Source organism: Limosilactobacillus sp. C0001E2, assembly GCF_056590915.1.
In genome coordinates this window covers 91,063-106,680 of sequence record NZ_JBWPXC010000003.1, presented here as the reverse complement: position 1 = coordinate 106,680, position 15,618 = coordinate 91,063, and the positions used below count along the sequence as shown (strand labels likewise).

15 protein-coding genes are annotated in these 15,618 nt (G+C 42.8%); all 15 read right to left on the bottom strand.

The genetic code is table 11. From position 1 onward, the window contains the following. Positions 1-86 precede the first annotated feature (86 nt). The 15 genes from AC1EKL_RS04230 to AC1EKL_RS04160 all read right to left on the bottom strand — a co-directional run bounded on the left by AC1EKL_RS04230 (position 87) and on the right by AC1EKL_RS04160 (position 15,593). Complete coding sequence (locus AC1EKL_RS04230; protein ID WP_480188547.1) at positions 87-725, bottom strand: YfbR-like 5'-deoxynucleotidase; 639 nt, start codon at positions 723-725, stop codon at positions 87-89. Between the two features lie 60 nt (positions 726-785). Then, the gene (locus AC1EKL_RS04225) at positions 786-2,513 is read right to left on the bottom strand and encodes a phospho-sugar mutase (RefSeq protein ID WP_480188546.1); all 1,728 of its coding nucleotides are present in this window, start codon (positions 2,511-2,513) and stop codon (positions 786-788) included. A gap of 81 nt (positions 2,514-2,594) precedes the next feature. Continuing rightward, positions 2,595-3,380, bottom strand: coding sequence for an HAD family hydrolase (locus AC1EKL_RS04220; protein ID WP_480190211.1), 786 nt, complete (start codon positions 3,378-3,380; stop codon positions 2,595-2,597). Positions 3,381-3,426: 46 nt separating this feature from the next. Further along, the gene (gene trxB / locus AC1EKL_RS04215) at positions 3,427-4,365 is read right to left on the bottom strand and encodes a thioredoxin-disulfide reductase (protein WP_480188544.1); all 939 of its coding nucleotides are present in this window, start codon (positions 4,363-4,365) and stop codon (positions 3,427-3,429) included. A gap of 194 nt (positions 4,366-4,559) precedes the next feature. Next, positions 4,560-5,468: a UTP--glucose-1-phosphate uridylyltransferase GalU gene (galU, locus tag AC1EKL_RS04210; RefSeq protein ID WP_006916997.1), complete on the bottom strand. Its 909-nt coding sequence runs from the start codon at positions 5,466-5,468 to the stop codon at positions 4,560-4,562. A gap of 61 nt (positions 5,469-5,529) precedes the next feature. After that, positions 5,530-6,546, bottom strand: a complete 1,017-nt coding sequence (locus AC1EKL_RS04205) for an NAD(P)H-dependent glycerol-3-phosphate dehydrogenase (RefSeq protein WP_480188543.1) — start codon at positions 6,544-6,546, stop codon at positions 5,530-5,532. A 5-nt stretch (positions 6,547-6,551) separates the two neighbouring features. Continuing rightward, positions 6,552-7,376, bottom strand: a complete 825-nt coding sequence (lgt, locus tag AC1EKL_RS04200; protein WP_480188542.1) for a prolipoprotein diacylglyceryl transferase — start codon at positions 7,374-7,376, stop codon at positions 6,552-6,554. Beyond that, positions 7,376-8,335, bottom strand: coding sequence for an HPr(Ser) kinase/phosphatase (gene hprK / locus AC1EKL_RS04195; protein WP_480188541.1), 960 nt, complete (start codon positions 8,333-8,335; stop codon positions 7,376-7,378). Before hprK ends, lgt begins: the two co-directional genes overlap by 1 nt. Positions 8,336-8,344: 9 nt before the next feature. Next, entirely contained in the window at positions 8,345-8,710 is a 366-nt protein-coding gene (locus tag AC1EKL_RS04190) for a phage holin family protein (RefSeq protein ID WP_480188540.1), read from the bottom strand. 12 nt (positions 8,711-8,722) lie between these two features. Further along, on the bottom strand, positions 8,723-9,037 hold the full coding sequence (locus AC1EKL_RS04185) for a PspC domain-containing protein (RefSeq protein ID WP_480188539.1): 315 nt from the start codon (positions 9,035-9,037) through the stop codon (positions 8,723-8,725). Between the two features lie 55 nt (positions 9,038-9,092). Next, positions 9,093-10,209 (bottom strand): peptide chain release factor 2 gene (gene prfB / locus AC1EKL_RS04180; RefSeq protein ID WP_480188538.1). Its coding sequence is split into 2 segments (ribosomal slippage): positions 9,093-10,136 and positions 10,138-10,209, totalling 1,116 coding nucleotides; the frame shifts between segments, so codons are not numbered across the junction. 160 nt (positions 10,210-10,369) lie between these two features. Then, positions 10,370-12,733 (bottom strand): preprotein translocase subunit SecA, encoded by a 2,364-nt coding sequence (gene secA, locus AC1EKL_RS04175; protein WP_480188537.1) that lies wholly within the window; start codon positions 12,731-12,733, stop codon positions 10,370-10,372. Positions 12,734-12,921: 188 nt separating this feature from the next. Continuing rightward, positions 12,922-13,461 carry a ribosome hibernation-promoting factor, HPF/YfiA family gene (hpf, locus tag AC1EKL_RS04170; RefSeq protein ID WP_480172686.1) on the bottom strand — a complete coding sequence of 180 codons (540 nt, stop codon included), beginning with the start codon at positions 13,459-13,461 and terminating at the stop codon, positions 12,922-12,924. Positions 13,462-13,599: 138 nt separating this feature from the next. Beyond that, positions 13,600-14,274, bottom strand: a complete 675-nt coding sequence (locus tag AC1EKL_RS04165; protein ID WP_480188536.1) for a phosphoribosyltransferase family protein — start codon at positions 14,272-14,274, stop codon at positions 13,600-13,602. After that, positions 14,268-15,593 carry an ATP-dependent helicase ComFA gene (locus AC1EKL_RS04160; protein WP_480190210.1) on the bottom strand — a complete coding sequence of 442 codons (1,326 nt, stop codon included), beginning with the start codon at positions 15,591-15,593 and terminating at the stop codon, positions 14,268-14,270. The genes AC1EKL_RS04165 and AC1EKL_RS04160 overlap by 7 nt, the downstream gene beginning before the upstream one ends. Between the last annotated feature and the right edge of the window lie 25 nt (positions 15,594-15,618).

Genomic DNA, 15,618 nt, shown 5'->3' with positions numbered 1-15,618 from the left:
TTTAACACGAACATCCATTCGCGGAAAAGGATAAAAAAGGGCGTGACTGAAATCATTAATGACTTCATCTTCACGCTCCAATTAAGCTACTGTTGAATAATCTGGGTGGTAGCAATTGCTAGCTGATTTTTCACATTAGCATCTGCATTATCCTTTAACAACTCAGGCAAAATCTTTTTCAAGAAATATTGGACACTCGCCATTTCCCGAAATTTCATAATAGCCGTTAAACTAGACTTATAAATATCCATATAGACTGGCTCTGGATTACCCTTTTGAATTTCACCAAATGATTCATACATCAAATCGATCTTATCCGCAACTGATAAAATCTTTCCTTCCAAAGTATCATCCTTGCCTTCAGCGAACCGCCGTTCATACGCTTCCTGAAATTCTTGTGGGATTTCTTTTTTAATAAAGTTTTCGGTCAATGATGTATCCACGCGGGCTAACATCTTCCGTAGTTCGTGGGTTGCATACTTAACCGGCGTTTTAATATCACCAATGAACCGTTCAGTGTAATCATGATTGAGTGCTTTTTCATATAAAGAACGCCAATCAATTTTATTACCTGCTTGTTCTTCAATATCCCCTAACATTTGGGCAGCTTGTGTCACTTTAAATGAGTGCGCAGCCACGTTATGTTGTTCAAATTTAAAATAACCAGGGGCCCGATTAATCATTTCTAAATCACTAAGACTTTTTAAATATTCATGCATGCCCATCAGCAATCGCTCCTTTCAAAAAAGGATTGCCACGGTATCGCGTCAATCCCTTAATTTCATTTAAGCTTCAGCAAATTCTTGCAAAGCCTTTTCGAATTCCGTCAGCTTTTGTGCAGCTGCATCATCCGTATCGGCACTAGTACCAATGTAGAACTTCAATTTCGGTTCAGTTCCTGATGGCCGAATAGCAATCCAAGTTTCATCATCTAAGACATAGCACAATACATTTGATTCTGGAATGCCTAATTCACTAACTTGTCCATCAGCAGTCTTCTTGGTGTTGTTGGCGAAGTCTTCTGTTAATACCACTTGATGACCCGCAAAATCAGTTGGGGCTTCTTCACGGAACTTCTTCATCAGACTCTTAATCTTTGCTGGGCCTTCAACACCAGCGTAGGTATTAGCAATTGTCTTTTCTTTGAAGTAACCGTACTTTTGGAATAATTCTTGAACCCCATCATACATTGTCATGCCACGGCTCTTGTAGTAAGCGGCAATTTCAGCAAGAAGTGTCAATGATTGGATGGCGTCCTTATCCCGGACAAATGGCTTAATAAGGTAACCGTAACTTTCTTCAAAACCAAACATGAAGGTATGATCAGCCTTGCCGGTTTCATATTGGTGAATTTGGTCAGCAATCCACTTAAAACCAGTCAGTACGTTAATCATTTGTACACCATAACTCTCTGCAATCTTAGCCGCAAAGTTAGTGGAAACAATTGACTTGACTGCTGCCGCATTCTTCGGTAACGTTCCAGCCTGACGGTGAGCTTCCAGAATGTAATTTAACATTACGGAAGCAATCTGGTTCCCCGTTAACAGTTGGTATTCACCATCTGGTTGCCGCACGGCACAACCGAGCCGGTCTGCATCAGGATCTGTTGCAATCAAAACATCCGCGTCGATTTGCTTACCTAATTTAATTGAACGAACAAAAGCTTCTGGAAATTCCGGATTAGGGTGTTCCAAACCAGGAAAATCACCATTTGGTTGTGCTTCAGTTGGTTCGATTGTAAAGTTCGTAAAACCAGCTTGCCGTAATGCCCGTTCACCTAACATCCGTCCAGTTCCACACAATGGTGAAAAAACAAACTTCATATCCTGACCATACTTCTTAGCCAGGTCCTTATTGATGGTAACCGCTTTAGCATGTTCAAGGTAGGCGTGATCAACATCCTCGCCCATTACTACTTCTAAGCCACTGTTCAGCATATCTTGTTCATCTGCCAATTGGATGTCAAAAATATCCTTAATCTGCCGGATGTAGCCGGTCATCATATCAGATTCTTTTGGCGGCATCTGTCCACCATCTTCACCGTAAATCTTGTACCCGTTATATTCCTTTGGGTTATGGCTGGCGGTGATCATAATACCAGCATATGAATGGTTGTACCGAACCGCAAAGGATAACTCCGGAGTTGGACGAACATTATCATAAATATATGTCTGAATTCCATGCGCACCTAACACCCGTGCACAGTCATGGGCAAATTCCCGAGAATGGTGCCGTGAGTCATAACTGATTGAAACCCCACGCTTCTTAATATCATCACCCAATGAATCCATTAAAACTGCGAGACCTTCTGTGGCCTGGCGAACCGTATAAATATTCATCCGGTTGATTCCTGGGCCCATTAATCCCCGCATTCCAGCAGTTCCGAATGATAGTGGACCATAAAAAGCATCTTCAATCTCCTGATCATCCTTCATGGCTTTCAACTCCGCCTTTAAGGCTGGGGCCATCTTTGGTTGATTTAACCATTCTTCATAGGTTTCTTTCCAACTCACTACAAAGCATCTCCAATCTCAAGATTTTTCATCATCACCATTTTACCAATACTTGCTTTCAATATCATTAATTTCCTGAATTTAGTCTATAAATTGATTCAGAAATTGCGCAATCCCATCTTCTTCATTACTATTAATCACTTCAGTAACCTCCGTTTTGGCCTCTGGAATAGCATTGGCAACTGCAAGCGAGTGGCCAACCACCTGCAACAGTGGCAAATCATTCTGATCATCACCGCCCCCAGCAATCTCACTCCGCTGGATGCCATGATCTATCAAGTATTGCACCAAGTTTCCCTTATTTACCCCGGCAGCATTGATGGTCAGGTAACCATCACCTGAACTGTGAATAGAAAGATCAGTAAACCGTTGTTGCAAGTGGTGCTGAACCTTACTAAACAATTGTTGATCTTTAATAATCAGCACAATTTGATCCGGTGCAGCAGTGTCCCGCAGTTGCCGACCAATAACCGGCTGAATTCCAGAATACTTCATTTCCTCCCGCATTGCCGGAGTCATTTTAGGAATATACCAGTGATCCCTCGTAATCCAGGTAAAGTCAACTGCTGGATAAAAAGACTGTAATTCAATCGCAAGCTGCTTTGCTAAGCCTCGTGAGATAGCACACTCGCGTAAAACACGCACTTTCCCAGCCTGCACTTGAAAAATTATTGCACCATTCATTGCTAATTGCGGACCAGTTAACCCTAATTGATTAATAAATTCAACCATCGAATACGGGTTACGCGCCGATGCTAAGCATAACTTAATTGCCGTCTGGTGAACTGCAGAAATCGTTGCCTGATCTAACCGTCCATCGTTGTGTAAAAGAGTGTGATCCATATCACTGATTAAATATTTCAACATGCTTTCATTCCTCAAAAAAAGCGACCACATCGGCCGCTCTTTAATTTTACTTTAAATTATCAACGTACTTAAACACTTCTTGGCCAGCGAGCGCACCATCACCAACAGCAGTGGCAATTTGGCGAAGCAACGTCTCCCGGACATCACCAACGGCAAAGATACCAGGAACCTTCGTTGCCATATGGTCATCGGTAATAACCCATCCCTGATCATCTAGAATCCCAAAATCCGCAAACGGGTTTGTCATTGGTACGTTTCCAACGTAAATAAAGACCCCATCCGCTTGCATCTCACTATCTTCACCAGTGGCGTTATTATGCGTCTTTACTTCGGTAACTTTTTGGTCATCACCTTCGATCGCCGTCACACTAGTATTGAAGATGAATTCCATCTTATCATTCTTTTTGGCCTTATCTTGAGCGACCGCAGCTGCCCGCAGATGGTCTTTACGAACCAGTACGGAAACCTTATCCGCAAATTGAGTGAGGTACATCCCTTCTTCGACGGCAGAATCACCACCCCCAACTACAACTAGATGCTTACCCTTGAAAAAGGCACCATCACAAACTGCGCAGTAGGAAACACCTTTCCCACCATACTCTTGTTCACCAGCAACCCCGAGCTTCTTTTGCTCAGAACCACTGGCAATTACTAGTGCCTTAGCAGTATAGGTTTCACCCATATCGGTGGTAATTTTCTTTAAATTGCCATCGAGCTCCACCTTTTCAACCGTTCCGTATGCGTACTTAGCCCCAAATTGAGTTGCCCCATCATACATTTGCTTAGCAAGGTCGGGCCCTTGGACCGAAGGAAAACCAGTATAGTTTTCGATTGTGGCAGTATTGTTCAAATTACCGCCATAAATCCCCCGATCCAGCATTAAAACAGATAAGTTTGCCCGTGAGGCATATAACGCCGTCGTCATTCCGGCTGGACCAGCACCAATAATAATGACATCATAATTGAATTGCTTTTCTTCCGTCATCTTTGATTCCTCCGTTCTATTGTTAAACCCATTCTACTTGATTTAAGTAATCATGTCTATTACTTTACTTACTTTTTATAAGTCAAAATCATTATATCCCGTGATCTAAAATAAGTAAAGAGGCTGTGACATAAATAGGGTTGCAAGATTTGGTCAAGCCAAACTCTGCAACCCTATTTATGTTCTTAAGCTAACTATTTAGTTTTCTTTTGATCTTCTGCACTTAGTTTAGCGCCAAGATTCTTAATATATTCACGAAGTTCATCTTTCGTTTGTGGGTGTTGTAAGCCATATTCAATGTTAGTTTGAATCCAGCCAAATTTATTACCCACATCATAGCGATCACCAGTATACTCATGTGCGAACACCCGTTGAGTCTTGTTCAAAGTATTAATGGCATCCGTTAATTGAATTTCGCCACCCTTACCAGGCTTCGTCTTTGCCAAAACATCAAAAATTTCTGGCGTAAAGACATACCGACCAATGATTGCTAAATCACTTGGAGCATCCTTTGGATCAGGTTTTTCCACAAAGTTCGTGACATTGTAGAGCCCCTTTTCAACTTCAGCACTTGGATTGATCACCCCATACTTAGCAGTATCTTCGTGTGGAACACGCATTACGGCTAACGTCGAAGCACCAGTTTGGTGGTAGCTATCAATTAATTCCTTGGTTAAAGCATTCCCATTGTTATTAATGTTATTCAGATCGTCACCTAACATTACAACAAATGGTTCATCACCAATGAAATCACGGGCGGTTAAAACCGCATCACCAAGGCCCCGCGGGTGCGACTGACGAATGAAGTAAATGTTGATATCTGTGGTTTCTTCAACCAGCTTCAACATTTCGTCCTTGTGCTTAGCCCGGAGGTTATCTTCCAATTCAGGATTAGAATCAAAGTGGTCTTCGATTGAACGCTTGTTTTTGCCATCAACGACCACGATGTCTTCAATCCCTGACTTCCGTGCTTCTTCCACGATAAATTGAATCGTTGGCTTGTCTACAATCGGCAACATTTCCTTCGCTAACGCCTTAGTTGCTGGCAAAAAACGTGTTCCTAAACCAGCAGCGGGAATAATCGCCTTACGTACTTGTTTCATAAATCTAAATCCTTCCCATTAGTAGAATGTATCCGCAATCATTTTACCACAGATTAAAAAATTACTCTAATTCTGAGGTTACCTCGCGGTCCATGAGATCAGTAATAGCAGTTTCAATATTTTGCCCTTCGTAGAGAACGTGATACAAGGCTTCGGTAATTGGCATCTTAACCTGACGTTTTTGAGCTAATTCGTAAGCTGCTTTGGTTGTGTAGACCCCTTCAATTACCATTCCCATATGACTAATTACATCCTCTAATTTACGACCTTGACCTAATTGGTAACCAGCCCGCCAGTTACGGGAATTTTTGCTGGTTGCAGTTACCACCAAATCACCAACTCCGGATAACCCGATAAAGGTAAATGGATTAGCACCAAAGGCGACTCCCAGCCGCCGGATTTCAGCGAGCCCCCGTGTAATCAAGGCAGCGCGGGCATTGTCCTTATAACCAAGGCCTTGGAGCGCACCGGCACCAATTGCGATAATGTTCTTCAGTGCGGCCCCAAACTCAGCTCCAATCACATCATCATTGGTGTAAACCCGGAAAAAGTTATTACTAAATAATTTTTGGGCTTTTTCGGCACTGCTCATATTCACACAAGCGGCAGTGACCGCTGTCATATCCTGCAGAGCCACATCTTCCGCATGGCTAGGTCCAGAAAGGACAACAATGTCTTCACGATGTTGGGGCGCAATTTCTTCTTCCAACATTTGAGAAGGACGTTTATAGGTATCTTGTTCCAGTCCCTTAGTGGCGTGAATAATTAACGGCGTGCTACCTTGTTCTTCCAACACCCGATTCAGCTTACCAGCTACTTCACGTAGCCCCTTAGTGGGGATTACAACCAACACGTACTTAGCACCCTGAACAGCTTCAGCCATGTCATTTGTCGCAATTAAATTCCGATTGTACTTAAAATCCTTCATGTATTGCGGATTGATATGCCATTCATTTAATGCTTCTACTTGTTCTGGATCACGAGACCATAATTTAACCTCATGGCCATTTTCAACTAATAAGTTGGCAAGAATGCTACCCCACGAGCCAGCACCTAATACTGCTACTTTTTCACTCATAATGATTACCCCTTTTGATTATTAATGTACCAATTTAAACGCCGACCATCATGATAACGACGCCAAACCGCCGTAACGATTGCGCCAACAAACAAAATGACAGAAAGTAATTGAGAAATTCTGACTGGTCCTAGCATCAAGCTATCCGTCCGCATGCCCTCAATGAAAAATCTGCCGGCCGCGTACCATCCAATATAAGCTAAAAAAACTTCACCTTGCTTGAAAAAACGTGGCCGATGACGTAAGAGAACCAACAGAATAAAGCCGCTTATGTCCCATAATGATTCATATAGGAAGGTCGGCACACGATAGGCCCCTTCAATTCTCATTTGTTCGATTATCCATGTCGGCAAATGCTGGGATTGCAATGCTGCCCGCGTCGTAATTTTACCAAATGCTTCCTGGTTCATAAAGTTTCCCCAGCGGCCAATCCCCTGGGCTAAAATCACGGCTGGTGAAACTACATCAAGCATTGTCCAGACGTTAATTAACCGGTGTCGACAAAAGACAATCAGCACAACAAAGCCACCTAAAATTGCTCCATAGATAGCAATTCCACCATCCCAAATCGCAATAATTTCTTCTGGGTGAACTCGATAGTAAGACCACTGAAAAATCACATAATAGATTCGTGCGCAGATAATTGCGATCGGGAGAGCCCATAATAAATAATCGTAAAAATCATCTTCAGAAATTCCCCGTCGTCGGCCTTCGTGAACCGCTAACCACAAAGCAAGTACTACGCCAACCGCGATAATTACTCCGTACCAATGAATTTTAAATGGACCAGCCTGCCACGCAATGGGGTTTAATGCTAATTTTTGTTTCATTATTTATCATGATCCTTTTCATCTTCGACCGAATTTTTCTTAATCAGCCGATTTAAATTATCATCAAACGTCTTGGTAGCATCATACCCCATCGTGTTGGCCCGGAAGTTCATCGCCGCCGATTCAATAATGATCGCCAGGTTTCGTCCAGTTTTAACCGGAACAGAAACCTTGGGGACCGCTACATCTTGAATTATTTGCTGATCACCGCGATCACCCAGTCGATCAAACTGAGTATCCGGCGTCCAAGTCTCCAAATGCACAATGAAATCAATGGTATCCTCTGGCATCACTGCCCCGGTTCCATAGAGGGTCATCACATCAATGATCCCGATCCCCCGAATTTCCATCAGGTGTTGTAGAATTGCTGGGGCTGATCCCACTAACGTTTGTTCATCACGGGCATATACTTCCACCCGATCATCCGCAACGAGTCGGTGTCCCCGCCGGACCAATTCCAGTGCAGTTTCACTCTTACCAACTCCCGAGTCACCGGTAATCAGTACTCCAACACCGCTTATGTCGACCAGGACCCCATGAATTGATTGTCGCTTAGCAAGTCGACTAACCAAATACGATGTCATATTCCCCAAAACTCGCGATGACGTTAGATGGGTACCCAGAATTGGAATATGTGCTGCTGCAGCTGCCTTTTGTAACTCCGGCATTACCGGTAAGTCGGTGGACACTACAAAACATGGTGTTTGTGGCTGACACATTCGCTCGAGGTAATTTTTTCGTTTTTTATGAGTTAATTCTTGAGCAAAGGAAGTTTCGGTAATTCCTAGCAATTGAATCCGCATTGCCGGATAGTGCGTAAAGTCGCCGGCAAATTCAAGAGCAGGCCGGCAAATATCGCTAGTGACAATTGGCCGTTCTAAATAATCCTCCCCCTGCAGCACTTTCAAGCGCGCATTTTGTACAAGTTCACGAACCGTAACTGTATCTGTTTGTTCCATTGTTTTCTCCTATTCATCCGCTGTTTCAAAATGCCGGGCAATAATCACATTACATATCGACATGATAATTGCTACTACCATCGCCATTCCAAACGATGAGAAATTAAATAAATCCTCACCAACCACAAGAGACGTCAGCTGTAACATTAAACCATTAATTACCACACTAAATAGTCCCAACGTAATGATATTAATCGGTAGCGAGAGTAACATCAAAAATGGTTTGACCAAGGTATTCAGAATTCCCAGCACAAGGCTAGCAATCACAGCTACACCAACACTTGCAACATAAAAGGTCCCGGAATCACGGAGTAATCCAGCTAACGCAATAAACAAGATTGTATTAATTAAAACACTTTTTAAGTAGCCCTTCATTGATCCAGTTCCTTATAAATCCTTTTCTTCCACATTATGTAATTCCTTGCGTTCCGGATGTTTAGCGTGATGGCCCTGATTAAATAGATCCATCAAACTGCGCCATTGATTCGGCTTATGAGGATCATCTGGCATTAGCACTGCTAACATCAGATAAATAACAATTCCCGGTACGAAGCTCGTCAAAGCGGTAAATATCAAATAGACCACTCGGACAACATTCGGTTTAAAATGCCAATATTGAGCAAGGCCGCCCAAAACCCCAGCAATCACCCGATCGGAAGCTGACTTAGTCAAGCGTCGATGCATTTGTTCACGTTTTTGCATATCCTCACCCTCTTACAATAATTTCTAACATTATTATCGCACGTCTGCACTATTTTTAGTGTGGATTTTTCTTACTTAATTGCCATTGTAAATAAGCATTAATAAACGGGTCCAAGTTACCATCCATTACTGCCTGACCATCGTGGGTTTCATACCCAGTCCGGTTATCCTTCACCAATGTGTAAGGATGAAAAACATACGAACGGATTTGGGATCCCCAGCCAATGTCTAACTGCTCACCTTCTAATTCTGCCCGTTGCTTAGCCTGTTTTTCTTGCTCTAATTCATATAATTTTGATTTCAGCATATTCATTGCTGTTACCCGGTTTTGCAATTGTGACCGTTCCGCTTGTGAAGAAGTAACGATCCCAGTTGGCAAGTGAGTAATCCGAACTGCAGATTCTGTTTTATTAATGTGCTGACCACCGGCACCACTGGAACGGAAAGTATCAACTCGCAGATCTGCCGGATCGATATCAACTTCAACACTCTCATCCAATTCAGGCATCACATCTACCGAAGCAAAGGAAGTATGCCGTCGTCCTGCAGCATCAAACGGCGAAATCCGAACTAACCGGTGAACACCTTTTTCTGGATGCAAATAGCCAAAGGCATTGTGTCCCTTAATTAGTAAAGTTACACTCTTGATTCCAGCTTCTTCACCGGCTTCATACGCAGCCGTTTCTACGTCAAAGCCGTGCTGGTCAGCCCAGCGCAGATACATCCGGAGCAACATTTCACCCCAGTCCTGAGCTTCCGTACCACCGGCACCCGGATGAATTTCTAAAATGGCGTTACTAGCATCATATGGGCCACTTAAGAGTTGACTTAAGCGATACTGTTCCAGTTGCTTTTCCACTTGGGGAAGCTTTTGGTCCAACTCCTTTTGTAAATCATCATCTGGCATTTCCTTCAATAACTCTACACTAGTTGCTAGGTCCGCCAATTGGTCTCGGAGATTGGCAAAGGTGTCCCGACGTTCCTTCAACTGGTTATTATCATTGATCAGTTTTTGTGCCTGTTCACTATCATTCCAAAAATCCGGTGCCTTCATCTGATGCTCATTTTCTGCAATTTGTTCATTTAATGCATCGAGGTCAAAGAGACCTCCCGAAGTGCGTAACTTCTGCCTGCATTTGTTCAATTTTTTTACTAATATCTACCAGTTCCATAATTTAGTCTCCTTAACACAAAACGGGAACGTGAAAGAAGCCATCCTTGGCTTCGTCCTCACGCTCCCGCGAACTCGTTTGTTGACCGTAATTTTCAGATTTAAACCTGGTTAAAATACTGATGTCACAGCCCCTTGGTTTTTGTAATAACTTTACCTGACTAACGGGTAACGTTTTGACGAATTTCCGACTTCATAAATAACCGCGTTGTTTCATATTCGATATCAGCTACCATCTGCTCAAACATGTGGTACCCTGCCGTCTGATATTCAACTAACGGGTTCAATTGTCCATAACCCCGTAATCCAACTGACTGACGGAATTGATCCATAACATCAATGTGATCGGTCCAGTGAGCATCAACGACCCGTAGAATAACCACCTTTTCAAACTCCAGCATCTGGTCAGCGTCATAAAGTTGCCGTTGTTTATCTTTATAAACACCTTCTGCCAGACTCATCAGATAGTCAACAATTTCTGCTTGGTTTTTGCCCTTTAAATCATCAACACTAATGTCATCCGGATTAACTAATACTTCGCCAGCAAAGTCAACAATTTCTTGTAACTTCCAGTCTTTTTGGTCACCTAGTGTGTGTTGGTCAACTTCCCGTTGAATAGTCCGTTTAACCATTGGCATCAGAACCCACTTGAGTGATTTTTGTTCTGTAATGACTTGTTGCCGTTCTTTATAGATAATTTCCCGTTGTTCACGCATCACATCATCATACTGCAAAACGTTCTTCCGGGAGTCATAGTTATTCCCTTCAACCCGTTTTTGAGCAGACTCTACTTGTCGAGTAAGGAACCGACTCTTGATAACGGCATCATCGCCTTCAACTTTCATCCGGTCTAGGAATGCCTTAATCCGGTCACCACCAAAACGCCGCATCAGATCATCTTCCAATGACAGGTAGAATTGGGACAAGCCAGGATCACCTTGCCGTCCGGAACGGCCCCGCAATTGATTATCAATCCGCCGGGATTCGTGACGTTCCGTACCGATAACTGCTAGGCCACCAAGTTCTTTAACTCCCGGGCCTAATTTGATATCGGTTCCCCGTCCGGCCATGTTAGTTGCGATGGTAACTGCACCAACCTGACCAGCATTTTTAATAATATCCGCTTCTTTTTTGTGATTTTTCGCATTCAAAACCACGTGTGGAATCTTCGCTTGATCTAGTAAGTGTGAAAGGTGCTCAGACGTTTCAACTGCGACGGTCCCCACGAGAACTGGTTGTCCTTTTTCATGAAGTTTTTTAATTCGGTTAACCACTGCCGTAAACTTACTGTCTAGGGTTGGGTAAAGTAGGTCTGGTTCGTCTTTCCGGGCCACTGGACGGTTCGTTGGAATGCTAATTACTTCCATATTATAAATTTCACGGAATTCTTCCATTTCAGTCCGGGCCGTCCCCGTCATCCCAGATAGCTTATTGTACATCCGGAATAAGTTTTGGTAGGTAATGTTGGCCATCGTCTTATTTTCTTCTTGAATCTCCACGCCTTCCTTGGCTTCAATGGCTTGGTGAAGGCCATCAGAGAAACGCCGCCCTTTCATTACCCGACCAGTAAACGAATCAACAATTAGCACTTCACCATCAGAAACCACATAATCCTTGTCCCGTAACATGATGTAGTTTGCCCGCAAAGCTTGGTCTAAGTGGTGCGTTAAAGCGGTGTTTTCAGGATTATACAGATTTTCCAAGTTAAAGTACTTTTCTGCTTTTTTAATTCCTTGGTCAGTTAGCGAAACTGTTTTTGATTCCAAATCGATCTTATAATCTTCATCCTTCTTCAGCTTCTTCACAAACGTATCCGTTTGCTTATAGAGCTTTGAAGTTCCCGTTCCTGGACCAGAAATGATCAGCGGTGTCCGGGCTTCATCAATTAAGATCGAGTCCACTTCGTCTACGATACAGTAATTAAGGCCTCGTTGAACTTGGTCCTCCTTGTAAACCGCCATGTTATCCCGCAGGTAATCAAACCCAATTTCACTATTGGTTGAGTACATGATATCTGCTTGATAAGCTGCTCGCTTTTCATCAGGGCTCTTTTCAGCACCATTAACCCCCACTGAACAGCCAAGCCACTTATAAAGTCGACCCATTTCTTCAGCATCTCGTTGGGAAAGGTATTCATTAACGGTAATAACGTGGACCCCTTTGCCACTCAAAGCATTTAGGTACACTGGCATCGTTGCGGTTAGGGTTTTCCCTTCCCCAGTTTTCATTTCCGCAATGTTCCCTTCATGTAGAACAATCCCTCCCATAATTTGAACATGGAATGGGTACAGTCCTAATACCCGCTTTGCTCCTTCACGTGCCACTGCAAAGGCCTCTGGTAGTAATTGATCCAGAGTTTCACCATTTTGAATCCGCTCTTTAAACGCTGGGGTTTTCGCTTGGAGTTCTTCATCCGTCAGCTTACTCATTTCATCAGCGTATTTTTCAACCTTATTTGCTAATCGGTTAATCCGCCGTAATTCACGACGGTCACTTTCAATCCACTTTCTAAGTATGTTTGCCATAGAAGTGTCCTTTCCTTCATCTTGTTATTTGCCGGTGATTTTTCTTCATGTAATTTTAAGCGAAAAACACCATGCTAAATATATATATACAATCCATTTTACCATGGAAAATTACCGATTAAAACTCTCTCGCGGACAAATAAAAAGAAGACGATCCGTAAATCGTCTCCCTGAACTGAACTAGTGTGTTAGTTGATTTCAATTAAGCCATAACGGCCGTCGTTTCGACGGTAAACAACACTTGTGCCATTGGTATCCGCATCTTGGAAGATGAAGAAGTCATGACCCAACATATCCATTTGTAGAACCGCTTCTTCGGAATCCATTGGCTTCAAAGAAATTTCCTTGGTCCGTACAATCTTCAAAGAGTCATCTTCCGCTCCATCATCACCAGGAACAAATTCCAAATTCTTCAGGCCCTTTTCCCGTGACTTCCGGTTAACCTTTGTCTTGTACTTACGGATTTGCCGCTCCAACTTGTCAGTTACCAAGTCAATGCTTGCATACATATCATTGGAGGTTTCTTCTGCTCGTAAGGTTAAATAAGGAAGAGGAATGGTAACTTCAACCTTGAAGGTCTTGTTTTTGTAAACCTTTAAATTAACATGAGCGGTTGCATCAACGTTGTCTTCAAGGAACTTATTGATCTTACTAATCCGCTTTTCAACATAATCACGAATTGCATCAGTGAGGTCAACATTTTCTCCACGAATATTGAATTTTAACATTGTACTTTACTCCTTTCAGTCCAAGCGATTGGGCTTGTTCTGAATATCAGAAGGACCACTCTTCTCATATCCTTACCTCTATTATAGATTGATTTAACTTAATTAACAATTTATTCTCGTTTGGATTTTAGAAATTCTTTAACTAGCTAATGTCACACTCCAAACTTGGTGACAACCAGCCTGTCGACAAAGCGTTGCTGCGTGGTAAAGCGTTCGCCCAGTAGTATAAACGTCATCAACTAAGACAATGCGTTTACCAAATACTACACTCGGCTGAAGGAGTTTGAACGGTTGCTTAGTCTGGAGTCGCTGCTCACGAGTTTTGGATGATTGTGGAACCGACTTCTTAACTTCTTGAGTAACTAAGAGGCCTGTTTGAACCTCCATCTTTAGTAATCCCGTTACTTGATTAAACCCACGTGTTTGCCAGGTCCGTTCATGGACGGGAATCGGCATAATTAAATCTGGCTTTCGTCTGGCAACCAAACTACTCATTTCATCAACAAACACGCGTCGGAGACGGTAATCTCCCTGAAATTTATAATCGTGCATGTACTGCTTCATGGCTTGATTATACTGATATAAACTCTCGTTAGCTAACAGAAATCCGGTTAAACTACGCCACTGTTGACAATCGTCACAGTACGGTCCACGTTGTCGACCACAACCCTGACAGCGATTCTCTGCACCAATTTTTATAAATCGTTGACGACATTTATCACAAAGTTCTTTCTCATTGGGTGATATCATTAATAATTGCATCAACGTGGATTGGTCACTAATTAAACATCCACACATTAAACATCTCAACATTGTAATTTCCTACCAAGTCGATTCAGGTATTTAATCTGACGCACTGCTGAACTTATCGCCAGGGTATTATCCCCAATAAAAAAGGTTACTTGACCACTTGGAAAATCAGCAGAACGACCCACCCGACCAGCGATCTGTACTAACGCAGAGCTCGAAAAAACCTTATCATCAGCACCGATGACGCAAACGTCAATTGTGGGAAAAGTAACGCCACGTTCCAGAATTGTGGTCGTAATTAAAAATTGGTACTGACCTTCTCGCATTCTTTGAACCTTTGTCAGCCTTTCATCATCCGCAGCATAAACTGTCGCAAAGGCTGTTTGCGGAATTATTTTCTTAAGAGCATTCGCAACCGGTGTTAAGTCTGTAACATGTGGTACAAACATTAAAAAACGCTTCTTTGTTTGCACATGACGATGTACCCATTGAATCACCGTTAATGGTAATCTGCCATGTGCTAATCGGCCCCGCCATTTTGAATTAATTTTGCCGCACTTAATTACCGGTAACAAATGTCCATGATAACGAAGAGGTAAATAACTAACAGTTAACCGATGCCGCTGGACCTCACGCAACAAGGTTTGGCCAGGTGTTGCCGTCATCATTAAAAGGCCTCCCGTCGGCTTTTTGGCCTGATTCGTGGCAAACAGTAACTGTTGATTAGCTGCATATGGAAACGAATCTATCTCATCCACAATCAGTAAATCAAATGCATGATAGAAGCGCAGCAATTGGTGCGTCGTACATACGGTTAATTGACAATACCGGTACGGCTGCTCCTGCTGACCATGTAATAAAACTATTGGTGTTTTTTGAAAGGCTCGCTGTAAGCGCGGAAATAATTCCAAGCAGACATCCACTCGTGGTGAAGCAATGCAAACCCGTTCTCGTTTTTTGAGTGCCTGTTCAATGGTTGAAAAAATCATCTCCGTTTTACCGGCCCCGGTAACTGCCCATAGTAAATGTCGTTGATGATTTGCCATCGCTTTTTGCACCTCTTCTGTCACCCGTAACTGTAATGGCGATAGCTGTCCTCGCCACGTTAACGGTTCCGTTGGCGGAGAAAATTGGTTTGGCTCTGGAACATGGTAAAATGAATCTAACGTCGATACTCGTCCTAAGTTAATACACTGTGGGCAATAATATTGTTCATTCGGTAATCCGCCATCATCACGTGTGGTAACAGCATTACAGCGCAGGCAATGAACCGAAGTGGTAACTACCAATGTTGGCAAAACCTGCACCGTATTTGGTAACTTCGGTGGAATATCAACTTTCGGAACGAGTTCCCGACGACCATATAATAAACTAATATCCATAATTTCCCTCCCATTATTTAAAGAC